Genomic DNA, 21578 nt, shown 5'->3' with positions numbered 1-21578 from the left:
CGACACCAGCCAGCGGAGCCGTCCATGTCCCAGAAAATCGCCCTCATCACCGGCGCCTCGCGCGGTCTGGGTTCCGCCATGGCCGAACAGCTGGCCTTGCGCGGCTGGCATGTGGTGGCGGTCGCGCGCACCGTTGGCGGGCTGGAGGATCTTGATGACCGGGTGAAAGCCGCGGGCCTGCCCGGCGCGGGCGGCCTGACCCTCGCCCCGATGGATGTGACGAATGAGGATGCGATGCGCCACCTCTGCCGTTCCATTCACGACCGCTGGGGCGGCTTGCAATTCTGGGCGCATACGGCGGTGCATGCGACCGCACTTGCCCCCGCGCCGTCGATCGACATGAAGGAACTGGATAAATCCCTCGCCGCCAATCTGCGCGCCACCGCGTTTCTGATCACCATGGTCGAGCCTTTGTTGCGCGCGAAAACCGGCACCGCGATGTTCTTTGACGATCCGGTTGCCGGACAGAAGTTCGGCGCAGCTTATGGGGCCAGCAAGGCCGGGCAGATCGCCCTCGCCCGCAACTGGCAGGCGGAATCCGCGCGCATCGGCCCGCGCGTGCTGGTGGAAACCCCGCGCCCGATGCCGACAGCGGTGCGCGCCCGCTTCTACCCCGGCGAAGACCGCGACGCCCTGTTCCCCGCGCGCGACGAGGCCGCCCGCCTGATCGCCCTGATCTGACTCCCCCGAAAGAGGAGCGGCCGACGCTCTGATGTAGGGCGGGGTTCACCCCGCCAGACCCTGCCTTCGGCCCAACACCCAAAGGGAGGGCGCAACGGCAGCCACCCTCGGTAGGGCGGGGTTCACCCCGCCACTGCGACAGGCGTTCAATCGAGCGCCGCCGCCATCCCTGCCCACAGCGCCTCCACCGGCTCCACCCCGACCGACAGCCGGATGAACCCTTCCGGCACCGCGTCGCCCCAGCGTGCCCGGCGTTCGCCCGCTGAATGGGTGCCGCCAAAGCTGGTCGACCGCACGATGTAGGGGCAGCGTTCCAGAAACCGCTCTGCCACGGTCGCATCTTTCAGGGTCATCCCGATCAGAAAGCCAAAGCCCTGCATCTGCTGCCGGGACAGCGCGTAAGACGGATCCTCCGGCAGCCCCGGATAGCGCAGGCCCAGCACCGCCTCATGCTCCGCCAGCCGCGCGGCGATCACCCCCGCCGAAGCGCACATCCGCTCCAGCCGCAGCTCCAGCGTCTCCAGCCCGCGATGCACCAGCCAGGCCTCCATCGACCCCGGCACCGATCCCGACAGCCGCCGCCAGTCGCGCACCCGCGCCATGCGGGTGGCATCGCGCCCCGCCACATGGCCGAACAGCGCATCCGAATGCCCCGCCGGGGCCTTGGTATCGGCGGCCACCACCAGATCGGCCCCCAGATCCAGCGGGCGCTGCATAAGCGGCGTCATCGTGGTGTTGTCGACAATCACAATCGCCCCCGCCGCATGGGCGCGGGCGCAGACATCAACAATGTCCACCACATCCAGACCGGGGTTCGACGGGGTCTCCAGATAGACCACCGCCGCACCAGTGAAATCCGCCGTGGCATAGTCCATCGTCCTGATCTGCACGACCTCGACGCCCAAAGGGGCCAGAAACCCCTCTGACAGCACCCGCGTCACATAATAGCCGTCCGACGGCAGAATCACCCGCTCCCCGGCGCGCAGCGTGGCAAACAGCGCCGCCGAAATCGCGCCCATGCCAGAGGGAAAGGTGACGACCTCGGCATCCTCCAGCAGCGACAGCTGCGCTTCCACCGCCGCCCAGGTGGGCGTGCCGTTGCGGGCATAGATATAGGGCGCGCCCTGCACCTCGGGCAGATGATAGCTGGTCGAGGTGGTCAGCGGCAGCGCCACCGGATCGCCCTTTTCCAGCCCCGCGCTGCGGTGATGCAACAGATCCGCCACCCGGCGCTGCATGTCGGTATTCATCCGCTCTATCCCCTGATGAGTCAGGGGCGATCATCGGTCAGCCCCTGCGCAATGACAAGAGCCGCCGGACAGCAGGAAATGTTAAAAATCAGTTAAATCAATACAGTCAAGCCATTGAGACTAAACAGGATGGCCCCGTGTCACACAGGGGGAAACCTCCCCGCACGACTGGCCTTCCCGGCGGGAAATCCCGCCGGAAAGGCCGCTTCATACCTCACTCCGCGACCGTCACGCGCTCCATGCGATCGGGGTCGGACACCTCGCCGTTGCCGCCGTCGCCCTTCTTGATCGCATCGACCACCTCCATCCCCGACACCACCCGGCCAACGACCGTGTACTGCCCGTTCAGAAAGTCGCCGGGGGCAAACATGATGAAGAACTGGCTGTTGGCCGAGTCCGGGCTTTGGCTGCGGGCCATGCCGACCACGCCGCGCTCAAAGCTCAGGTCCGAAAACTCTGCCGGCAGGTCGGGGCGCGACGATCCGCCCATCCCCGCCATCGACAGATCACCGCCAACCTTGCCATTGGCCACGTCGCCGGTCTGGGCCATGAAGCCATCAATCACCCGGTGAAACACGACGCCATCATAAGCGCCCTCTTTCGCCAGCGCGGTGATCTGCTCGACGTGCTTCGGCGCCACGTCCGGCAGCATGTCGATCACGATCTGACCCGTGGTGGAGCCCGCAACCTCGATCACCAGATTGGGGCCGGGGCCGTCTTCGGCCTGCGCCATCACCGGGGTTGCCATCTGGCTGATGCCATAGCCACCGACAACGGCGAGGCCCAGGGCGAAGATCCCGCCCGCGATGAACCGGTCACGCAACATCGGCAGCCACCCGCACGGTGATCATCCGGTCCGGACTTGCCGGGGGCTCGCCCAGAGCGATTTTGTCGACATGTTCCATGCCGGAAATCACCCGGCCATAAACGGTGTATTGCCCGTTCAGAAAGTGGTTGTCGGCGAAGTTGATGAAGAACTGGCTGTTGGCCGAGTTCGGGTTCTGGCTGCGCGCAGCCCCCAGCGTGCCCCGGTCATGCGGCAGTTTGGAGAATTCAGCCGGCAGATCCGGCTTGTCCGACCCGCCCGTGCCAGCCCGGCGCAGGTTGAAGTTGTTCTCCATATTGCCGTTTTCCACGTCGCCGGTTTGCGCCATGAAGCCCTTGATCACGCGGTGGAAGGCCACGTTGTCATAGGCTTTCGCGCGGGCGAGTTCCTTCATCCGCTCGGTATGTTTCGGGGCCACATCGGCCAGCAGTTCGATCACCACTTCGCCGTCTTTCAGCGTCAGGATGATGGTGTTTTCCGGGTCTTTGATCTCGGCCATCGGGTTTGGCTCCTTACTGTTGTCTGGCCCGGAACCTAAACATCGGCGGCCCACAAGGAAAGGGGGGCCTTGCGCAGATCGGTTGACCTGCGCGGCATTCCGGCGGAAACAGGGGGCGACATTTCGACAGGGGAGTCCGATATGGGCTGGAAAACACTCGACGACATCGGTCTGGCTGGCAAAACTGTGCTGGTCCGCGTTGACATCAACGTGCCGATGGAGGGCGGTCGCGTGACCGACACCACCCGGATCGACAAGATCAGACCCACGGTGGAGGATATCATCGTGCGCGGCGGGCGCGTGGTGCTGCTGGCGCATTTCGACCGCCCCAAGGGCAAGGTCGTGCCAGAGTTGAGCCTGTCGCACATTGCGGGCGCGCTGGAGGCCAGCCTTGGCCGCAAGGTTGTGTTCAGCCCGGAAAGCATTGGTACGGTCGCGACAGAAGCCATCGCCAGTGCCGGACCGGGCGATGTGGTGCTGCTGGAAAACACCCGCTTTCACCCCGGCGAAGAAAAGAACGACCCCGCCCTTGCGGCCGAAATGGCCAAGCTGGGCGATGTCTTTGTCAACGATGCGTTCTCGGCCGCGCACCGGGCCCATGCCTCAACCGCCGGTCTGGCGCATCTGCTGCCAAGCGCAGCGGGCAGGTTGATGGAGGCGGAATTGCAGGCGCTGGAAGCAGCACTCGGCACGCCCAAGCGCCCGGTGGTGGCGGTGGTCGGTGGGGCCAAGGTCTCGACCAAGCTGGATTTGCTGGGCAATCTGGTGACCAAGGTGGATCATCTGGTGATCGGCGGCGGCATGGCCAATACCTTTCTGGTGGCGCAAGGCATCGAGGTTGGCAAATCGCTGGCCGAGCGTGACATGGCCGACACCGCCCGCGAGATTCTGGCCAAGGCCAAGACGGCGGGCTGCACCATTCACCTGCCGGTCGATGTGGTGGTGGCGCGCGAATTCAAGGCCAATGCCGATCATGACGTGGTGGCCGCCGATGCCTGCCCCGCCGATGCGATGATCCTGGATGCCGGACCGATGAGTGTGGCGGCCATCGTCAAGGTGTTTGAGTCCTCGGCAACCCTGATCTGGAACGGCCCCCTTGGCGCGTTCGAGCTGACCCCGTTTGATGCGGCGACCAATGCGGCGGCGAAGTCGGCGGCGGCATTGACGCGCGAGGGCAAGCTGATCTCGGTCGCGGGCGGCGGCGACACGGTCTCGGCGCTCAATCAGGCGGGCGCGGCAGAGGATTTCACCTTTATCTCGACCGCTGGCGGCGCGTTCCTGGAGTGGATGGAAGGCAAAGAGTTGCCGGGGGTGGCCGCCCTGACCGCATAGGCGACCGCGCGCCGCTTGCAGCCACCCATCGGCATAAACCGGCCCGCCCGATGAACGGGACATGCTCCGGCAAGGACCGGCTTTTCCGGCGCGCTGTTAGCGTCACCATGATTGCAGGGCCGGTCGCATATGGCTATCCAAGGGCAACCTCCGACGTTTTCAAAGGATCACCGACATGACCTCTCCGCAAGCAGCTGACCAGATCGGCACGGGAAATGGCTTTATCGCAGCGCTGGACCAGTCGGGCGGGTCGACGCCAAAGGCGCTGCGTCTGTATGGCGTGACCGAAGATGCCTATTCGGGCGAGGCGGCGATGTATGACATGATCCACGCCATGCGGTCGCGCATCATCAAATCGCCGGCGTTTACCGGCGACAAGGTGGTCGGCGCGATCCTGTTTGAGCAGACGATGGACCGCGACATCGACGGCATTCCGACCGCGCAATTCCTGTGGGAGCAGCGCGGCGTGGTGCCGTTCCTGAAGATCGACAAGGGGTTGGAGGCCGAGGCTGATGGCGTGCAGCTGATGAAGCCGATGCCGGATCTGGATGCGCTGCTGGCCCGCGCCAAGGCGCTGGGGGTGTTTGGCACCAAGGAACGCTCGGTGGTGAATGCGGCCAACGCCAAGGGGATTGCCGCGATTGTGGCCCAGCAGTTTGCGGTCGGCGATCAGGTCGCGGCGGCGGGTCTGATGCCGATCCTGGAGCCGGAAGTGACAATCTCGATCACCGACAAGGCCGAGGCAGAGGCGATTCTGCAGCAGGAAATCCTGAAGCACCTCGACGCCCTGCCCGCAGATCGCAAGGTGATGCTGAAACTGTCGCTGCCGACGGTCGACAACTTTTACGCGCCGCTGGTCGATCATCCGCGCGTGCTGAAAGTGGTGGCCCTGTCGGGCGGCCACAGCCGCGAGGCGGCAAACGCCATTCTGGCCCGCAACCGGGGCATCATCGCCAGCTTCAGCCGCGCGCTGACCGAAGGTCTGTCGGCGCAGCAATCGGACGCGGAGTTCGATGCGGCTCTGGGGGCCGCGATTGACAGCATCCACGCCGCATCGGTCGCAGGCTGATCACAGGCAAACGTGATCGGAATTCCCCGCAAGGGGGATTCCTTTACCGAATCAGATGTGTCATGATTCGCCAAAGGCCGGAAAACACGGCCATAAGGGGCAGACAATGACGGCACAGGGCAGCCGCTTTCCGATTGGCGGCATTCTTTATCTGATTTTGGCGTTCCTGCTGGGGGCCTATTTCACCTTTGCCGCCGTTCAGGGCGATTACGGGGTGTTCCGTCAGGTGCAGATCCGGGCCGAGGCCGAGACGCTGCGCATCGAGCGGGACCGCCTGTACGAAGATCTGGCCAAGATCAGCAATCTGACCGCGCGCCTGTCTGACCGTTATCTGGATGTGGATCTGCTGGACGAACAGGTGCGCGATGTGCTGGGTTATGTCCGCGCCGATGAGATTGTGATCCGCTGATCCCCCTGTTCAGTTGCGCCAAGGCCCGCCGATCTGGCGGGCTTTTTGCATTTGGGTGCCATCTTCTGTCGCATCCGGGGATGATATTGTAGCATCCAGGGATGATATTTCTGTATCATCCGGGCATGATTTTTTTTGTTTTGCCCCACAAAACCCGATAGGCTATGAATGGTTTAATACTAAACTATTCAAGTCCCACGATCCAAGCCCCACGATCCAAGCCACTGACGGGAGGATGCCGCATATGGCCGCCAAGAAACCAGCCGAGAGGCCGAATGCCTCGAAGGAAGAGTTACTGAAATATTACCGCGAGATGCTGCTGATCCGCCGGTTCGAGGAAAAGGCCGGTCAGTTGTACGGCATGGGCCTGATCGGCGGCTTCTGCCACCTGTATATCGGACAGGAAGCGGTCGTCGTCGGGCTGGAGGCTGCGGCGAAAGAGGGTGACAAGCGGGTCACCAGCTACCGCGACCACGGCCATATGCTGGCCTGCGGGATGGACCCAAAGGGCGTGATGGCGGAACTGACCGGGCGCATCGGCGGCTATTCCAAGGGCAAGGGCGGCTCGATGCACATGTTCTCGAAAGAGAAGCATTTCTACGGCGGCCACGGCATTGTGGGCGCGCAGGTGCCGCTGGGGGCGGGTCTGGCCTTCGCCGACAAGTATCTGGGCAATGACAACGTGACCTTCACCTATTTCGGCGATGGCGCGGCCAATCAGGGCCAGGTCTATGAGGCCTATAACATGGCAGAGTTGTGGAACCTGCCGGTGATTTTCGTGATCGAAAACAACGGCTATGCGATGGGGACGAGCGTGAAACGCTCCACCAAATCACCCTCCCTGTGGGAACGCGGTGCCGCCTATGGCATCAAGGGCGAAGCGGTGGATGGTATGGACGTTCTGGCCGTGAAAGCCGCCGGCGAAAAGGCGGTTGCCGCCTGCCGTGCGGGTCAGGGCCCCTATATCCTTGAAATGATGACCTATCGCTATCGCGGCCACTCGATGTCGGACCCGGCCAAGTATCGCACCCGCGAAGAGGTGGAGAAGATGCGCTCGGAAAAAGACGCCATCGAACATGTGCGCGACCTGCTGCTGCAAGGCGGTCTTGCCAGCGACGACGACCTGAAAGCCATCGACAAAGAGATCAAGGCGCAGGTCAACGAGTCCGCCGAATTCGCCAAAGACAGCCCAGAGCCTCCGGTCGAGGAACTCTGGACCGACATCTACGCCTGAGGGGGAACACGACATGGCAACCGAAGTACTGATGCCCGCGCTTTCCCCGACGATGGAAGAGGGCACGCTGGCCAAATGGCTGGTGAAAGAAGGCGACGCGGTGAAATCTGGCCAGATTCTGGCCGAAATTGAGACCGACAAGGCCACGATGGAATTTGAAGCGACCGATGAGGGGATCATCGGCAAGCTGCTGGTGACTGAGGGCACCGCCGGGGTGAAAGTGAACACCCCGATCGCGATCATGGTCGAAGAGGGCGAAAGCGTCAGCGACACGCCCGCGCCAAAGGTGGCCGAAGCCGTCGCCCCCGCCGCAGAGGCCCCGGCATCGGTACCCGCAAAAGCGGCAGATCCGGCCCCTGCCCCGGTCCAGGCCGCCAAAGGCTGGCCGCACAGCGACCTGCCCGAAGGCCCGACCAAGACCATGACCGTCCGCGAAGCCCTGCGCGAAGCGATGGCCGAAGAAATGCGGCGTGATCCCAATGTCTTCCTGATGGGCGAAGAGGTTGGCGAATACCAGGGCGCCTACAAGATTTCCCAAGGCCTGCTCGACGAGTTCGGGGCCAAGCGCGTCGTGGACACCCCGATCACCGAACACGGCTTTGCCGGAATCGCGGTCGGCGCCAGCTGGGGCGGCCTCAAGCCCATTGTCGAGTTCATGACCTTCAACTTCGCCATGCAGGCGATTGACCATATCATCAACTCGGCGGCCAAGACGCTGTATATGTCAGGCGGCCAGATGGGCAGCCCGATGGTGTTCCGTGGCCCGAACGGCGCTGCCGCCCGCGTCGGCGCGCAGCACAGCCAGGATTACTCGGCCTGGTATGCGGCGATTCCGGGATTGCGCGTCTGCATCCCCTATTCCGCAGCCGATGCCAAAGGCCTGCTGAAATCGGCGATCCGCGACCCGAACCCGGTGATTTTCCTTGAGAATGAAATCCTGTATGGCCGCTCGTTCGACGTGCCGACAGACCCGGATTTCACCATTCCCTTCGGCAAGGCATCCATCATCCGTGAAGGCAAAGACGTTACCATCGTCAGCTTCGGCATCGGTGTGGCACATTCTCTGCTTGCCGCCGAGGCTCTGGCGAAAGACGGGATCGAGGCCGAGGTGATCAACCTGCGCACGCTGCGCCCGATTGATTACGACACGGTCCTGGCGAGCGTGCAAAAGACCAACCGCTGCATCACGGTGGAGGAAGGCTTCCCCGTCGGTTCGATCGGCGACCACATGGCCAGCACGATCATGCAGCGCGCGTTCGACTATCTGGATGCGCCGGTCATCACCTGCACCGGCAAGGACGTGCCGATGCCCTATGCCGCGAACCTGGAAAAGTTCGCGCTGATCACCCCGGCGGAAATCGCTGCCGCGGTGAAATCTGTCTGCTACCGGTGAGGAGGGCGCATCAATGGCAACCGAAATTCTGATGCCCGCGCTGTCGCCGACGATGGAAGAGGGCACCCTCGCCAAATGGCTGGTGAAAGAGGGCGATGTGGTGAAATCCGGCCAGATCCTGGCCGAGATCGAAACCGACAAGGCCACGATGGAGTTTGAAGCGACGGATGAGGGCACCATCGGCAAGCTCTTGGTGGCCGAAGGCACGGCGGGGGTGAAGGTCAACGCCGCCATCGCGGTGCTGCTGGAAGAGGGCGAAGACGCCTCTGCCGTCGCAGCCGCGCCTGCCCCAGCCGCAAAACCGGCCGAGGCTGCGGCTGCGGCACCTGCCGCAGCGGCTCCTGCTGCGGCTCCGGCCGCCGCTGCACCTGCTGCCGCTCCGGCGGCGTCTGGCGCACGGGTCTTTGCCTCGCCGCTCGCGCGGCGGATCGCCAAGGAAAAGGGCCTCGATCTGAGCGCGGTTCAAGGCTCCGGCCCGCATGGCCGTATCGTGCGCGCTGATGTCGAAGGCGCGCAGGCCGCGCCAAAGGCTGCGGCCCCTGCCCCTGCTGCTGCGGCAGCCCCTGCAGCGACCCCGACCAAAGCCGCGATGCCCACCGGCCCGTCGACCGAAACCGTGCTGAAGATGTACGCCGACCGCGAGTTCACCGAAGTCGCTCTCGACGGCATGCGCCGCACCATCGCGGCCCGCCTGACCGAAGCCAAGCAGACCATCCCGCATTTCTATCTGCGCCGCGACGTGCAGCTGGATGCGCTGATGGACTTCCGCGCGACCCTGAACAAATCGCTTGAATCGCGTGGCGTGAAGCTTTCGGTCAATGACTTCATCATCAAGGCCTGCGCGCAGGCGCTGCAAGCCGTGCCCGATTGCAACGCGGTCTGGGCCGGCGACCGGATCCTGAAGCTGAAGCCATCGGATGTGGCGGTTGCCGTCGCGATTGAAGGCGGCTTGTTCACGCCGGTTCTGCGCGACGCGGACAAGAAGTCGCTCTCTGCCCTGTCAGCCGAGATGAAAGATCTGGCCGGACGCGCCAAGACCAAAAAGCTGGCCCCGCATGAATATCAGGGCGGCAGCTTTGCGATCTCGAACCTTGGGATGATGGGGATCGACAACTTTGACGCGGTGATCAACCCGCCGCATGGCTCGATCCTGGCCGTCGGCGCCGGGGTGAAAAAGCCGGTGGTCAAGGCCGACGGCACCATCGGCGTGGCCACCGTGATGTCGATGACCCTGTCGGTTGATCACCGGGTGATCGACGGCGCACTCGGCGCCACTTTCCTGAAAGCGGTGATTGACGCGCTGGAAAACCCGATGACGATGCTGGCCTGATCCACCCTCCCCTGCCCGGCGATGCGCCGGGCAGGGGAGGTCGGGATCTTGAGTATTTAAGCCAAGATGAATGCAGGGCCCTGCGCGCCCCGGATTTCATCTTGGTCCAAATACTCAATTCTGACCGAAACCAAAGGCGCGCCGCTTGCAGGACATACGCCTGTCTGCGGTCCCTGCTCTATCCGCCGATCACCTGATCCATCGTCAGCGACGGGTTCGAGCACCCGGCTTCGCCCACCACACGGGCGGGCACACCGGCGACGGTCTTGCACGCCGGCACATCCTGCAGCACCACCGATCCGGCGGCGATGCGCGAGCAATGACCGATGCTGATATTGCCCAGCACCTTGGCCCCTGCCCCGATCAGCACGCCATCGCCGATCTTGGGGTGGCGGTCGCCGTCTTCCTTGCCGGTGCCGCCCAGCGTGACCGAATGCAGCATCGAGACATTGTCGCCCACCACCGCCGTCTCACCAATCACGATGGAATGGGCGTGGTCGATCATGATGCCGCGCCCGACCTTTGCCGCCGGGTGAATGTCGACGCCAAAGGCCTCACTCACCCGCATCTGCACGAAATACGCCAGATCGCGGCGGCCATGGGTCCAGAGCCAATGGCCGATGCGGTAGGCCTGCACCGCCTGATAGCCCTTGAAGAACAGGATCGGCTGCAGATAGCGGTGGCAGGCCGGATCGCGGTCAAACACCGCCATCAGATCGGCGCGCGCCGCGGCCCCCAGATCGGGGTCATCGTGATAAGCCTGATCCGCAATCTCGCGCAGGATCTGTTCCCCCATCTCGGGCGAGGCCAGCTTGAACGAAAAGCGGTAGGCCAGCGCCTGCTCCATCGTGGCATGGTGCAGCAGCGACGAATGGATCAGCCCCCCAAGCAGCGGATCATCCTTGATCGCGGTCTCGGCCTCATCACAGACCCGGCTCCAGACCGGATCAAGGGGCGACAGTTTCAGTTTGCGCTCGGCCATGGTACGACCCTTTCGGAAGATGTTGTCCGGAACTGTAGCAGTTTGACAGACGGTTCAACAGTCCGTTTGGAAAAACTTGCCGAACCGGAGTCATCGGCCGACAGAGGGCTTTACATTACAAAGTATTTTTGTAAGGTATTCACACAGCCAGTCCGGACGGGCCAGCCAAGTCCATGACCCCAGTCCGAAGGAAGTTCCATGACACCTCACCTTGCCCGAACGGCTCCGGTTGCGCCGGATTTCTCCGAACTTCTGCGCCAGTCGCTGGCCGGTCTGACGCCCAATGATCTGCTCGCCACGATCCTCGACCGGCTGGAGGGGCGCTCATGAACGCGATCACCGAGATCACCCGCCTTGCCGAGGCGATCCCCCTGCATGACGCCGTTGCTCTGACCGAAGGCGGGCGCGAGGCGCGGATCCTGTTGAACGGTATGGTCTATTCCCTGCGCATCACCCGGCAGGGCAAGCTGATCCTGACAAAGTAAAAGGGGGCCACACGGCCCCCTTTTACCCGTTCAGATGCCGACGCAACGCCGCAATATCGTCGCGCATCACCGCATGGCCCGCCCCCGGATAGACCTGCACCTCAACCGTCGCCCCAAGATCGCGCAAGGCGTCGGCGCTGTCCTGCACCCGTTTCAGCGGGATATGCGGGTCGCGCGCGTGGACCGACAGCCAGACCTGCCCCTGCCTGCGGCCCGGATAGGTCAGGCTCTTGTCGGCATGACCATAACGTGCCGGGCTGGCGCTGCCCTGATCTCCGGTGCCGACCAGCCCGCCCGAGAGCGCGAGCACCCCGGCCAGACCGATCCCCTGCCGGGCAAACGCCTCCAGCGCCAGACAGGCCCCTTGGCTGAAGCCACAAAACCAGATCGACGACCGGGCAAGCCCGGCCTGCTCCAGCGTTGCCACCGCATTGGCAACGCTGGCAAGACCACGCTGAACAAACGGCTCCATCTGCGCGGCAGGCGCCAGAAAGCTGCTGGGCCACCAGCTGTTTCCCGGCGCTTCCGGGGCCACCGCCGCCACATCGGGCAAGGCGGCATGGTCCAGCAGCGACAGAATGTCAGCCGCCGACCCGCCGCGCCCGTGCAGCATCACCAGCCCCTGCCTTGCCCCCTGTGGCAGACGCGCGATCACGACCGCACCCGCAGCGGCGGCAGAACCCGCTCGATCCGGTCGCGCATCGCCTCGTAGCGTGGCGGCAGTTTCAGCGCCTGACCCAGGGTCTCGGCGGATTCGTCGACCGAGAATCCCGGCGGATCGGTGGCAATTTCAAACAACACGCCGCCCGGCTCGCGGAAGTAGATCGCGTTGAAATACTGCCGGTCGGTGACAGGTGTGGTCCGGTGGCCGGCCCGCGCCAGCCGGTCCATCCACTCCACCTGCTCCGCATCATCCTTGGTGCGGAAGGCGACATGGTGAATGGTGCCCGCCCCCTGCCGCCCCGGCTGCGCCCCCGCGACACGGATCACATCAAGGATCCGCCCACGCTCCGCGCCCGGTGCGATCAGGCGCTGACGCTCGACAGCACCCTCCTGCTCGGTCCCCGCGTGCTGATAGCCGAACACATCGGTCAACAGCCGGATGGTCCGCTCCGGATCCCGCTCCCAGAGCGTCACCGAATGAAAGCCGTGCGCGTCCTGGGCGTCAGCGCTCTCGATCAGCTCCACCGGCGCACCATCGGGGTCGCGCAGCGTGACGATCCGCTCGCCAAAGCGCTGCCCGGCACCCGCCGTGGTCAGCCCGCGCACGGCCAGATCATCGCTGATCCGGTCGAAATCGGCGGTCGGGATCGCATAGGCATAGGCCGAGGCCATGCCCGGACCGGCCCGGCCGGGGCCGGCATCGGCAAAGGGAAAGAAGGTCAGGATCGTGCCGGGGCTGCCCGCCGCATCGCCGTAATACAGATGATAGGTGCCGGGATCATCAAAGTTGACGGTTTTCTTGACCAGCTTCTGGCCAAGGGCTCCGGTGATGAAATCGACATTGGGTTGCGGTGCGCCAGAAATGGCGGTGACGTGGTGGATGCCGGGAATACTGGTCATTTTGCCCTCCTGTCGCCCCGAAGCAGGGCGTTGAGGCAAAGATAACGCAAAGCCATTTGCAGATAAGACCGATCCGGACACGGCTGCTGTGCAGATTCGCACCGACCTTACATCACCTGAGCCGCGGTCCACTCCCGAAAGGCGATCAGGGGCGCACGCGGCGGCACATCCCGCGGCCAGACCAGATAGTAATTGCCCAAGCCCCGCCCCCGGTTCGGCCAGGCGGCAATCAGACTGCCGTCGCGCAGCGCATCCTCGATCAGGAACAGCGGCAACAGCGCCACGCCCAGACCATGGATCGCGGCCTGCGTCATGGTGGCGAACTGATCAAACAGCATCCCCGCCGGGCGCTGCCCCGGCACCCCTTGCTGCGCCAGATAGCGCCCCCAGGCCCCGGGGCGACTTTCCAGCTGCAACAGTGGCAGCGTCAGCAGTGCCTCGGCCCCCGCAACCGCCTCCGGCAGCAGCGCAGGCGCACAAACTGGTAGCACCTCTTCTTCCATCAGCAACAGATGCTCCGCCCCCGGCCAGTCGGCGCGGCCAAAATGGATGGCAGCATCAAAGCCCTCGGTGGCAAAGTCGAACGGGCGCAGCCGGGTCGACAGATTGACCGTCACCCCCGGATGCTGCCGTGCAAACCCCGGCAGACGCGGGGCCAGCCAATGCACCCCGAACGCCGGCAGGATCGCCAGCGACAAGCTGCCACCCCCCGGATTGACCCGCAACCGCAGCGAGGCCTGCGACAGCCCGGTCAGATGCACCCGCACCTGCCGCACATAATCCTGTGCCGCCGGGCTCAGCCGCAGCCGCTGGCGCTCGCGGATGAACAGCACCACTCCCAACTGCCCCTCCAACCCTTGCAATGCCCGGCTCACCGCCCCTTGGGTCAGCGACAGCTCTGCCGCCGAGGCCGATACGGTACCCAGCCGGTCCACCGCCTCCAGCGCCAGCAGCGCGGGCATCGAGGGCAACAGACGGCGTGATCCGATCATGCGTTTTCCTCATGAACTGGTGAGAAGACGTCGATAGCATTCGCCCCCGCTCTGCGCAATAAGGGGAGCAACCTCCCGGCAAGATCTCTTGCAATTGCAGCTTTCTCAAATACTCCGGGGGTCCGGGGGCAGCGCCCCCGGGAGACGTCACGCAGGCCACGGCTTCATGCACCAAAGCGATACCTTTCGCGCCTTTGCAACCCGTGGCACACTGACCTGAACCGGAGGATACCATGCCCCAAGACGCCCCGAAGCTGAAAGCCAAAGACGCCCCCGATCTGGGCCGTTTCGATTGGGAAGACCCGTTCCGCCTCAACGATCAGCTGACCGAAGAGGAACGCATGCTGCGCGATGCCGCCCGTGCATATGCGCAGGAAAAGCTGCAGCCGCGCGTCATTGCCGCCTATCGCGACGAATCCACCGATCCGGAGATTTTCCGCGAGATGGGGGAAATGGGCCTGCTGGGCGTCACCGTCCCCGAGGAATACGGCGGTCTGGGCGCGTCTTACGTCGCCTACGGTCTGGTCGCGCGTGAGGTCGAGCGGGTGGATTCCGGTTATCGCAGCATGATGAGCGTGCAGTCGTCGCTGGTGATGTTTCCGATCTACGCTTACGGCACCGAAGCGCAGCGGCAGAAATATCTGCCCAAACTCGCCTCCGGGGAATGGATCGGCTGTTTTGGCCTGACCGAACCCGATGCCGGGTCTGACCCGTCAGGCATGAAAACCGTGGCAAAGAAAACCGCCAATGGCTACGTGCTCAACGGCGCCAAGATGTGGATCTCGAACGCGCCGATCGCCGATGTCTTTGTGGTCTGGGCCAAATCCGAGGCGCATGGCGGCAAGATCAAGGGCTTTGTGCTGGATAAGGGCACCAAGGGCCTGTCGGCCCCCAAGATCGGCGGCAAGCTCAGCTTGCGCGCCTCGATCACTGGCGAGATTGTGCTGAAAGATGTCGAAGTCGGCGAAGACGCCCTGCTGCCGCATGTTGAGGGGCTCAAGGGCCCGTTCGGCTGCCTCAACCGGGCGCGCTATGGCATTGCCTGGGGGGTGATGGGCTCGGCCGAATTCTGTCTGCATGCCGCCCGTCAGTATGGGCTGGACCGCAAGCAGTTCGGCAAGCCCCTGGCGCAGACCCAGCTGTTTCAGCTGAAGCTGGCCAACATGATGACCGAGATCAGTCTGGGGCTGCAAGGCTGCCTGCAGGTCGGGCGGCTCATGGATCAGGCCAATGCAGCGCCCGAGATGATTTCGATCATCAAGCGCAACAATTGCGGCAAGGCGCTCGATGCCGCCCGGATGGCGCGCGACATGCACGGCGGCAACGGCATTCAGGAAGATTACCAGATCATGCGCCACATGGTGAACCTGGAGACGGTCAACACCTATGAGGGCACGCATGACGTGCACGCCCTGATCCTGGGCCGCGCAATTACCGGATTGCAGGCGTTTTTCTAAGCCCCCCTTTGCGCTTCCGGACGGCGTCTGTGCGCGCACAGCGCCCGAAGGGGGCGAAAGGCGCCACACAAAAATGGCTTGCACGGACGGGGCCGACATCTGCACGTGGCACAGTCCCTCCCGCGTCCGGTGGATTGCCGGAACGGGGACGCACCTTGCTGCGCTGAAAATGGTTAGAAGTTTTTACGTTAGGGGAAGCTTAGGAGCCCATACGCCACTCTGCTCACAAGCGGTTCCTGCATCGACTGGGTGTGGGGCCAATCAGGTTGGAGTGCAGCATGAAACGAACACGTCTGACGATCCTTCTCCCCGCCGTTTTTGTCGTGTCGATGCTGACACTGTTGGCTGGCTACGCCGCCTTTGTCTTGACCGACATGCGCAATGCCCTGACCGCGCAAGCCATCACCGGAACGGAGGGGGCTACGGCACGGGCAGCGCAACGGGTCGACCGCTGGTTTGAAGCGACAGAGCGGACTGTCACCTCTCTTGCCCGCTCCAAACAGACCCAAGACAGTATCCAGAAATTGTCGGTCATCCTGCGCGCCCAGGGCAACGATGCGGCGGGTTTTCTGAAACGCACATATGTTGACCCGAACCCGGCGACAGGAACCGCGCGCGATGAATTCGACTATTCGTCGGACCGCAGCGCCTATGGTCAGGTTCATGCCAAGGTGCATGACATCTATCGCAGTCTGCGGCGCGAACATGGATTTTACGACGTGTTCCTGTTCGATGCCGAGGGCAATCTGGTCTACACTGTCGCCAAAGAGGGTGATCTCGGGCAGAATGCCGTCAGCGGCGATCTGTCAAAGACCCCGCTTGGCGCCGCCTTCCGCCGCGCTCTGGAGGCTGCGCCGCCCAAGGCCGTGTTCGAAGATTTCGCTTCCTACATCTATTCGAACGGCGATCCGGCCGCGTTTCTGGCTCATGCCGTGGTTGACAGCGCCGGGCTCAGGATTGGTGTCGTGGCGATCCAGTTTCCGTCCGGTCAACTGGCGCGGCTGGTCAGTGATGTGGGGTACGACGCCGAGACCTACACGTTTACCTTGCTGGGTGCCAATGGTGACTATTGGACCAACCAGGGAGATGCGATGGTTCAAAGCCGTCAACCCGTGCAGACACCACAGGTGATGGCGGCACAGCGGGGCGAAACCGGCGTGATGCAAAGCACCACAAACAACGTCGGTACGACCGTTCTTGCCGCGTACCGGCCCCTGGAGGTCTTTGATGCGGGTTGGTCCATCGTGACTGAACTGGATGAGGCGCAAGTCTCAGCCCCTGTCAGGGAGGAGATGCGACACACCCTTTATGCACTGGGGCTGCTGGGTCTTGCGTCACTGACTGTAGGGCTCGCAATCAGCCACTGGATCGCGCGCCCCCTGTCGCATCTGACACAGGCTACCCTGTCAATGCTGGCGCGCCAGCCTGTTGAGATCGGCTTTCTTGGCCGCAAGGACGAGGTTGGCGAACTGGCACGCGGGCTGGAGCGGTTTCGTCAGGACCAGTCGGCCGCCGATGCAAACCGCATGGAAATGCTGTTCAAGGGAAAGGCATTTGCCACCACCAGCACAGCCATGATGATCTCGGATGCCCAAGGAAATCTGCTTTATGTCAATGATGCCCTGATCTCAATGTTTCGCGAACATATCACTGATCTTCAGAAACGCTTTGCCGGCCTTGACCCGGATCGGCTGATAGGCCGCAACATCTCGGTCTTTCACGGCAATCACCAGAACAACATGACCATGCTGGCAAACCTGACGAACGGCAAGATGGAGTCTGACATCGAGATCGGAGAGCAAGTGTTTGCCTTGTCGATCAGCGCCGTTGAGGATGACGATGGTACGCGCGCGGGCTTTGTGGTGGTCTGGGAAAATGTGCGCGAACAGCGCCGGATCAATGCCATCATTGCCGCCGTCAACACGGCTCAGGCGGTGCTGGAATTCGGGTTGGATGGGCGCATCCTCACGATGAATGACGTGGCCCTGACAGATTATGGCTATGACAGCGCAGCTATTATCGGTCAGCACGTCGGAGCTCTGTTCAAAGCCGGCAAACCCCATGCCGAAGAGGTTCTGGCCCGCGTGATCGCCCAAGGCCATGTCTGTGAACTCCAGCATCGCGTCGCCCGCGATGGCAGCGATCGCTTTGTGATCAGCAATCTGAACATCATCACAAACCGCCGGGGTGAGGCACAACGGATTGTCGCAATCTGTACCGATCAGACCGCAGAAACACAGTTCCGCACCGCCACCGAACGGTCTATGCAAATTCGTTCCGCCGAACAGCAAAAAGTTGTCGAAGCGCTGCGCGATGCTCTGGGGGCGCTCGCCGACGGTGATCTGTCGGCGCAGATTGCGACGCCATTTCCTGCCGATTACGAAAGCTTGCGCCTGAACTGCAATCAGGCCGCCCAAAGCCTGTCAGACACGCTGGCACACGTGGCGGCTGTAACCGCCGCCATTCTGGATGGGGCGAGCAACATTGCCGGTGCCGCAGCCGACCTGTCACGTCGCACCGAAAGCCAGGCAGCAACCCTTGAGCAAACCGCTGCTGCGCTCGACACCCTTACCGCGAATGTGCGCTCTGCCACCGATGGTACGCTCAAAGCCGGCAGCAAGGTCAGATCGGCCCATGACGAGGCCCGCAACAACGGTGGCGTCGTGCGAAAAGCAATCGAGGCAATGGCCGCGATCGAACAATCGTCCCATCAGATCTCGAAGATCATTTCGGTTATCGACGATATCGCCTTTCAGACCAATCTTCTTGCCCTCAATGCCGGGGTCGAGGCAGCGCGGGCGGGTGAGGCCGGACGGGGCTTTGCGGTGGTCGCAGCCGAAGTCCGGGCCTTGGCGCAGCGCTCGTCAGAGGCTGCAAAAGAGATCAAGACACTGATTTCCACCTCGGAAACCCAGGTCGGAACCGGCGCGGATCTGGTCAGCCAAAGTGGACGCGCGGTAGAAGCCATCGTCTCCGACGTTGCCGAGATCAGCAGCATCGTGCAGGATATCTCGCAGGCCGCTCAGGACCAGTCCAACAGCCTGGCCGAAATCAACGCCGGCGTTGCCGTTCTCGACAAGGTGACTCAGCAAAACGCCGTCATGGTCGAGGAATCGACCGCCGCAAGCGCCCTGCTCAAGCAAGAAGCGGACGAACTCTCAGCCCTTCTGGCCGGTTTCAACCTGAAGGATGCACGGGGGCGCACAACCCGTGCCGCCTGATCAGACCAGAACGCATGTGATCGGCGAAGACGCCCGCAACGGCACCGGCCGGGTCATTGTAATTGGGGCATCCACCGGTGGCGTAGAGGCACTGCACACCCTGCTCTCCGAATTTCCCTGCGACTGCCCCCCCACATTTGTGGTTCAGCACATGCGCCCCGGGTTTGTCGATAGTTTTGTCACCGGCCTGAACCGCGCCTGCGCCGCTGAAGTGGTGCTGGCCGAGGACCGACAGATTGCACGACCGGGCCGGATCCATGTGGCCCCGGCAGGCGACCTTCATCTTGCCCTGTCTGCGCAGACAGGTCTGATACTCCGGCTGATCGACGCGCCGCTCGTTCAGGGTCATCGGCCCGCCGTTGATCAATTGTTCCTGTCCGCAGCCCTGCTGCGCCCTGCCCCGGTCGCTGCCTTGCTGACCGGCATGGGGCGCGACGGAGCCCATGGCCTGCTGCAAATCCGCCGCGCGGGTGGACATACCATCGCCCAGGATGAGGCAAGTTCCGTTGTCTATGGCATGCCACGCGCCGCGCGCGACCTGGGTGCGGCAGCGCAGATCCTGCCTCTCAGATTGATCGCTGCTGCCTTGTTAAGGGCAGCTGACCCAATGTCCCCAAATTACGATCGCAGGCGGATTGACTGATGCAAAGTGGCGAGCGACTGAAGATTGTCATTCAGGGCGAATACCTTATTTCCTCAGACCCGCAGGATGTTTTGTCCACCATCCTGGGCTCCTGCGTGGCCGCATTTCTGCGCGACCCGGTGGCAGGCGTCGGCGGGTTGAATCATTTTCTGTTACCCGGCAATGACCCAAGTGACCGCAACGCGATGAAGTACGGTCTTAACGCCATGGAGCTTTTGATCAACAGCCTGATCCAAGCCGGGGCGCGGCGTGACCGGCTGGAAGGTAAACTGTTCGGAGGGGGCCGGATGGTGCCGGGCCTGACCGACATTGGAGCCGCAAACGGTCGCTTTGCCGAAGAGTTTTTGCAACGCGAGGGTATCCGCAATCTGGGTGGCAGTCTCGGTGGGGATCATGGTCGGAAAATCCGGGTTTGGCCGGTATCCGGCCAAGTCCAGCAAATGAAACTGCCCGCGGCGGCGGTCAGAGAGGTGTGTGTCAAGCCACCCCCGCGTAGCGAGATCGTGTTGTTCTGATGTGCGATCGCATTGCTCTGCGCCTTGCTTCTGACGGTCAGAAAATCACGACTTCGGAGCTCGGAGCCGTGCAATCATGGTCACGCAGAGCACGCGACAGGCTTTGCAGCCGTGGCATATCGACCAAAGCATCTATTGTCTGGTCGGGAGACTCAGACAAATGCGATGCCACGCCGACCAGGATATCGGACAATCCGGTCAGTTCCTGGATCATCAGATCAAGCGCCTGGAGACGCGATCGCCGTTCCCAACGCTTCTGCCTGGTTGTTGCCGACCCGGACAGGTCCACAGCGATCATGTCAGCCTCAAGATCGCGCAAACCTTGGGCGATCTGCGCCAGATGCAGGCCACTGCGCAACACTGCGAGTCGCCCACTCAGAACCGGAGTTTCATCTGACACAGCCGGCCCGGGACCGGCAGGGGAGCCGGAAGGACTGCCCATCAGATCGGCCCCACCACCCGCTCGATACAGTCGCGCATACCCTCACGGGTAAAAGGTTTGGTAATCATGTTGTTCATCCCCAGCGCACGTCCCTTTGCAACAACGGTTGCATCGGCCCTGCCGGTCACCAGAACAAACCCCATCCGCTCGATCCCGCGTGTGCGGCGTATCGCCTCCAGGAGACCCAGACCATCCAGACCAGGCATGTGGTAATCAGAAATCACCAGATGCACCGGCTTTTGTACCAAAGACCGCAAAGCCTCATCCCCGTCAGCGCAGGTGCGATAGCCTTCGATCTGCATCCAGTCGAGCGCTTGGGTGATAAGCCCGCGACTGACCGCCGTGTCATCCACCACCATGATTTTAAGGTCTTCCCGCTTCATTTCAGCCCCCTTGTGCTGTCTTGTCCCCGCCGCTGTTCAGCGGCGTCTATAGGTTGTCATGCCCTCGGTGCGAAACTCCGACAACGCGGCGCCAGTGATCCGTTCCGAATGGCCGATCATCAGGAACCCCTCCGGGGCCAGCAGATCAGAGAACCGCTGCCACAGCCGCTCTTGTGTCGGTTTGTCAAAATAAATCACCACATTCCGGCAGAAGATCACGTCAAACGGGCCCTTCATCGGCCAGGGGTCTTGCAAATTCAGTGCGTTGCATGTCACCAGCCGCTTGACCTTTTCGCTGACGTGCAAAGGTTCCCCGGACTTTGACTCAGCAAACAACCGGCGAGCCAGATCCGGTGCCATTCCCAGGGCCGCATCGGGCGGATAAGCCCCGAGCCGGGTTTTCTCAATCATCGTCCGGTCAATGTCGGTTGCCAGAATGCGCACATCATAGCGCTGTACGTCCGGGCTGACAGACAGCAGCGCTGCAGCAATGCTATAAGGCTCTTCGCCGCTGGAGCATCCGGCTGACCAGATCCGCACCCGTGCTCCTGCTTGTGCTTTGGTCATCAAAGGCGGCAAGGCAATCCTGGTCAAAGTCTCAAAGTGATGCTGCTCCCGAAAAAATGAGGTCACATTGGTTGTGACCGCAGAAATCAGTTCCAACCGTTCCGAATTGTTTCCAGGATCAGAAATGAAATCGGCATAGGCTGCAAAATTCGGCAAATGCAAGACCCGAAGCCGCTTTATCAGCCGCGATTGCACCAATGGACGCTTGGCTTCGGCAAGTACAATGCCGGCAAGGGTGTGAACAAGCTCAGCAATGCGCAAAAAGTCCCGGTCACTCAGCGGAACATCCATCTCTGACCCCGTTG

Annotated in this window: 23 protein-coding genes; 13 read left to right on the top strand and 10 right to left on the bottom strand. The window is 62.8% G+C overall.

Annotation, left to right across the window (positions count from 1 at the left end):
• The first annotated feature begins 24 nt into the window (after positions 1–24).
• Positions 25–681: an SDR family oxidoreductase gene (locus tag J2X53_RS08790; protein WP_349037114.1), complete on the top strand. Its 657-nt coding sequence runs from the start codon at positions 25–27 to the stop codon at positions 679–681.
• Between the two features lie 146 nt (positions 682–827).
• Here the strand turns inward: J2X53_RS08790 and J2X53_RS08785 are convergent, their stop codons facing one another.
• The 3 genes from J2X53_RS08785 to J2X53_RS08775 form a co-directional block, all read right to left on the bottom strand.
• Positions 828–1931: a cystathionine gamma-lyase gene (locus tag J2X53_RS08785; RefSeq protein WP_349037113.1), complete on the bottom strand. Its 1104-nt coding sequence runs from the start codon at positions 1929–1931 to the stop codon at positions 828–830.
• A 214-nt stretch (positions 1932–2145) separates the two neighbouring features.
• Positions 2146–2757 carry a peptidylprolyl isomerase gene (locus tag J2X53_RS08780; protein WP_349037112.1) on the bottom strand — a complete coding sequence of 204 codons (612 nt, stop codon included), beginning with the start codon at positions 2755–2757 and terminating at the stop codon, positions 2146–2148.
• The gene (locus J2X53_RS08775) at positions 2747–3256 is read right to left on the bottom strand and encodes a peptidylprolyl isomerase (RefSeq protein ID WP_349037111.1); all 510 of its coding nucleotides are present in this window, start codon (positions 3254–3256) and stop codon (positions 2747–2749) included. Before J2X53_RS08775 ends, J2X53_RS08780 begins: the two co-directional genes overlap by 11 nt.
• A 141-nt stretch (positions 3257–3397) precedes the next feature.
• On the opposite strand from J2X53_RS08775, the gene J2X53_RS08770 reads away from it, so the two are divergent.
• From J2X53_RS08770 to J2X53_RS08745, 6 genes are all read left to right on the top strand, one after another.
• Positions 3398–4588, top strand: coding sequence for a phosphoglycerate kinase (locus tag J2X53_RS08770; RefSeq protein WP_349037374.1), 1191 nt, complete (start codon positions 3398–3400; stop codon positions 4586–4588).
• 175 nt (positions 4589–4763) lie between these two features.
• On the top strand, positions 4764–5657 hold the full coding sequence (locus J2X53_RS08765; protein WP_349037110.1) for a fructose bisphosphate aldolase: 894 nt from the start codon (positions 4764–4766) through the stop codon (positions 5655–5657).
• A gap of 106 nt (positions 5658–5763) precedes the next feature.
• Positions 5764–6066, top strand: coding sequence for a septum formation initiator family protein (locus J2X53_RS08760; RefSeq protein ID WP_349037109.1), 303 nt, complete (start codon positions 5764–5766; stop codon positions 6064–6066).
• A 244-nt stretch (positions 6067–6310) separates the two neighbouring features.
• On the top strand, positions 6311–7300 hold the full coding sequence (gene pdhA / locus J2X53_RS08755; protein ID WP_349037108.1) for a pyruvate dehydrogenase (acetyl-transferring) E1 component subunit alpha: 990 nt from the start codon (positions 6311–6313) through the stop codon (positions 7298–7300).
• 13 nt (positions 7301–7313) lie between these two features.
• Positions 7314–8693 carry a pyruvate dehydrogenase complex E1 component subunit beta gene (locus J2X53_RS08750; RefSeq protein WP_349037107.1) on the top strand — a complete coding sequence of 460 codons (1380 nt, stop codon included), beginning with the start codon at positions 7314–7316 and terminating at the stop codon, positions 8691–8693.
• Positions 8694–8706: 13 nt separating this feature from the next.
• Positions 8707–10023, top strand: a complete 1317-nt coding sequence (locus tag J2X53_RS08745) for a pyruvate dehydrogenase complex dihydrolipoamide acetyltransferase (RefSeq protein ID WP_349037106.1) — start codon at positions 8707–8709, stop codon at positions 10021–10023.
• Positions 10024–10201: 178 nt separating this feature from the next.
• Here the strand turns inward: J2X53_RS08745 and cysE are convergent, their stop codons facing one another.
• The gene (cysE, locus tag J2X53_RS08740) at positions 10202–11005 is read right to left on the bottom strand and encodes a serine O-acetyltransferase (protein ID WP_349037105.1); all 804 of its coding nucleotides are present in this window, start codon (positions 11003–11005) and stop codon (positions 10202–10204) included.
• A 198-nt stretch (positions 11006–11203) separates the two neighbouring features.
• On the opposite strand from cysE, the gene J2X53_RS08735 reads away from it, so the two are divergent.
• Positions 11204–11335 (top strand): hypothetical protein, encoded by a 132-nt coding sequence (locus J2X53_RS08735; protein ID WP_349037104.1) that lies wholly within the window; start codon positions 11204–11206, stop codon positions 11333–11335.
• Complete coding sequence (locus tag J2X53_RS08730; protein WP_349037103.1) at positions 11332–11490, top strand: hemin uptake protein HemP; 159 nt, start codon at positions 11332–11334, stop codon at positions 11488–11490. Before J2X53_RS08735 ends, J2X53_RS08730 begins: the two co-directional genes overlap by 4 nt.
• Before the next feature lie 22 nt (positions 11491–11512).
• On the opposite strand, the gene J2X53_RS08725 is transcribed toward J2X53_RS08730, so the two are convergent.
• The 3 genes from J2X53_RS08725 to J2X53_RS08715 all read right to left on the bottom strand — a co-directional run bounded on the left by J2X53_RS08725 (position 11513) and on the right by J2X53_RS08715 (position 14045).
• Entirely contained in the window at positions 11513–12145 is a 633-nt protein-coding gene (locus J2X53_RS08725) for a dienelactone hydrolase family protein (RefSeq protein ID WP_349037102.1), read from the bottom strand.
• Positions 12142–13053 (bottom strand): ring-cleaving dioxygenase, encoded by a 912-nt coding sequence (locus J2X53_RS08720; protein WP_349037101.1) that lies wholly within the window; start codon positions 13051–13053, stop codon positions 12142–12144. The genes J2X53_RS08725 and J2X53_RS08720 overlap by 4 nt, the downstream gene beginning before the upstream one ends.
• Before the next feature lie 107 nt (positions 13054–13160).
• Entirely contained in the window at positions 13161–14045 is an 885-nt protein-coding gene (locus J2X53_RS08715; RefSeq protein ID WP_349037100.1) for a LysR family transcriptional regulator, read from the bottom strand.
• A gap of 233 nt (positions 14046–14278) precedes the next feature.
• Between J2X53_RS08715 and J2X53_RS08710 the strand changes: the two genes are divergently transcribed.
• The 4 genes from J2X53_RS08710 (at position 14279) to J2X53_RS08695 (ending at position 19881) form a co-directional block, all read left to right on the top strand.
• On the top strand, positions 14279–15502 hold the full coding sequence (locus J2X53_RS08710) for an acyl-CoA dehydrogenase (protein WP_349037099.1): 1224 nt from the start codon (positions 14279–14281) through the stop codon (positions 15500–15502).
• A 278-nt stretch (positions 15503–15780) separates the two neighbouring features.
• Entirely contained in the window at positions 15781–18723 is a 2943-nt protein-coding gene (locus J2X53_RS08705) for a methyl-accepting chemotaxis protein (protein WP_349037098.1), read from the top strand.
• Entirely contained in the window at positions 18713–19366 is a 654-nt protein-coding gene (locus J2X53_RS08700) for a CheB methylesterase domain-containing protein (protein ID WP_349037097.1), read from the top strand. The genes J2X53_RS08705 and J2X53_RS08700 overlap by 11 nt, the downstream gene beginning before the upstream one ends.
• Positions 19366–19881: a chemotaxis protein CheD gene (locus J2X53_RS08695; RefSeq protein ID WP_349037096.1), complete on the top strand. Its 516-nt coding sequence runs from the start codon at positions 19366–19368 to the stop codon at positions 19879–19881. The genes J2X53_RS08700 and J2X53_RS08695 overlap by 1 nt, the downstream gene beginning before the upstream one ends.
• Before the next feature lie 37 nt (positions 19882–19918).
• Here J2X53_RS08695 and J2X53_RS08690 read toward each other — a convergent pair whose 3' ends face one another.
• The 3 genes from J2X53_RS08690 to J2X53_RS08680 all read right to left on the bottom strand — a co-directional run bounded on the left by J2X53_RS08690 (position 19919) and on the right by J2X53_RS08680 (position 21564).
• Entirely contained in the window at positions 19919–20239 is a 321-nt protein-coding gene (locus J2X53_RS08690; RefSeq protein ID WP_349037095.1) for a hypothetical protein, read from the bottom strand.
• A gap of 83 nt (positions 20240–20322) precedes the next feature.
• A complete protein-coding gene (locus J2X53_RS08685) occupies positions 20323–20706 on the bottom strand; it encodes a response regulator (protein ID WP_233517100.1) in 384 nt (127 codons plus the stop codon).
• Positions 20707–20742: 36 nt separating this feature from the next.
• Positions 20743–21564: a protein-glutamate O-methyltransferase gene (locus tag J2X53_RS08680; RefSeq protein ID WP_349037094.1), complete on the bottom strand. Its 822-nt coding sequence runs from the start codon at positions 21562–21564 to the stop codon at positions 20743–20745.
• Positions 21565–21578 lie beyond the last annotated feature (14 nt).

It is taken from the genome of Pseudotabrizicola sp. 4114 (assembly GCF_031457365.1).
Taxonomy (GTDB): Bacteria; Pseudomonadota; Alphaproteobacteria; order Rhodobacterales; family Rhodobacteraceae; genus Pseudotabrizicola.
This window is presented reverse-complemented; position numbering and strand designations above follow the sequence as displayed.

Coding starts and splice junctions, on each gene's coding strand:
- J2X53_RS08790 (WP_349037114.1), top strand. CDS start 25: ATGTCCCAGAAAATCGCCCTCATCACCGGCGCCTCGCGCGGTCTGGGT.
- J2X53_RS08785 (WP_349037113.1), bottom strand. CDS start 1,931: ATGAATACCGACATGCAGCGCCGGGTGGCGGATCTGTTGCATCACCGC.
- J2X53_RS08780 (WP_349037112.1), bottom strand. CDS start 2,757: ATGTTGCGTGACCGGTTCATCGCGGGCGGGATCTTCGCCCTGGGCCTC.
- J2X53_RS08775 (WP_349037111.1), bottom strand. CDS start 3,256: ATGGCCGAGATCAAAGACCCGGAAAACACCATCATCCTGACGCTGAAA.
- J2X53_RS08770 (WP_349037374.1), top strand. CDS start 3,398: ATGGGCTGGAAAACACTCGACGACATCGGTCTGGCTGGCAAAACTGTG.
- J2X53_RS08765 (WP_349037110.1), top strand. CDS start 4,764: ATGACCTCTCCGCAAGCAGCTGACCAGATCGGCACGGGAAATGGCTTT.
- J2X53_RS08760 (WP_349037109.1), top strand. CDS start 5,764: ATGACGGCACAGGGCAGCCGCTTTCCGATTGGCGGCATTCTTTATCTG.
- pdhA (WP_349037108.1), top strand. CDS start 6,311: ATGGCCGCCAAGAAACCAGCCGAGAGGCCGAATGCCTCGAAGGAAGAG.
- J2X53_RS08750 (WP_349037107.1), top strand. CDS start 7,314: ATGGCAACCGAAGTACTGATGCCCGCGCTTTCCCCGACGATGGAAGAG.
- J2X53_RS08745 (WP_349037106.1), top strand. CDS start 8,707: ATGGCAACCGAAATTCTGATGCCCGCGCTGTCGCCGACGATGGAAGAG.
- cysE (WP_349037105.1), bottom strand. CDS start 11,005: ATGGCCGAGCGCAAACTGAAACTGTCGCCCCTTGATCCGGTCTGGAGC.
- J2X53_RS08735 (WP_349037104.1), top strand. CDS start 11,204: ATGACACCTCACCTTGCCCGAACGGCTCCGGTTGCGCCGGATTTCTCC.
- J2X53_RS08730 (WP_349037103.1), top strand. CDS start 11,332: ATGAACGCGATCACCGAGATCACCCGCCTTGCCGAGGCGATCCCCCTG.
- J2X53_RS08720 (WP_349037101.1), bottom strand. CDS start 13,053: ATGACCAGTATTCCCGGCATCCACCACGTCACCGCCATTTCTGGCGCA.
- J2X53_RS08715 (WP_349037100.1), bottom strand. CDS start 14,045: ATGATCGGATCACGCCGTCTGTTGCCCTCGATGCCCGCGCTGCTGGCG.
- J2X53_RS08710 (WP_349037099.1), top strand. CDS start 14,279: ATGCCCCAAGACGCCCCGAAGCTGAAAGCCAAAGACGCCCCCGATCTG.
- J2X53_RS08705 (WP_349037098.1), top strand. CDS start 15,781: ATGAAACGAACACGTCTGACGATCCTTCTCCCCGCCGTTTTTGTCGTG.
- J2X53_RS08695 (WP_349037096.1), top strand. CDS start 19,366: ATGCAAAGTGGCGAGCGACTGAAGATTGTCATTCAGGGCGAATACCTT.
- J2X53_RS08685 (WP_233517100.1), bottom strand. CDS start 20,706: ATGAAGCGGGAAGACCTTAAAATCATGGTGGTGGATGACACGGCGGTC.
- J2X53_RS08680 (WP_349037094.1), bottom strand. CDS start 21,564: ATGGATGTTCCGCTGAGTGACCGGGACTTTTTGCGCATTGCTGAGCTT.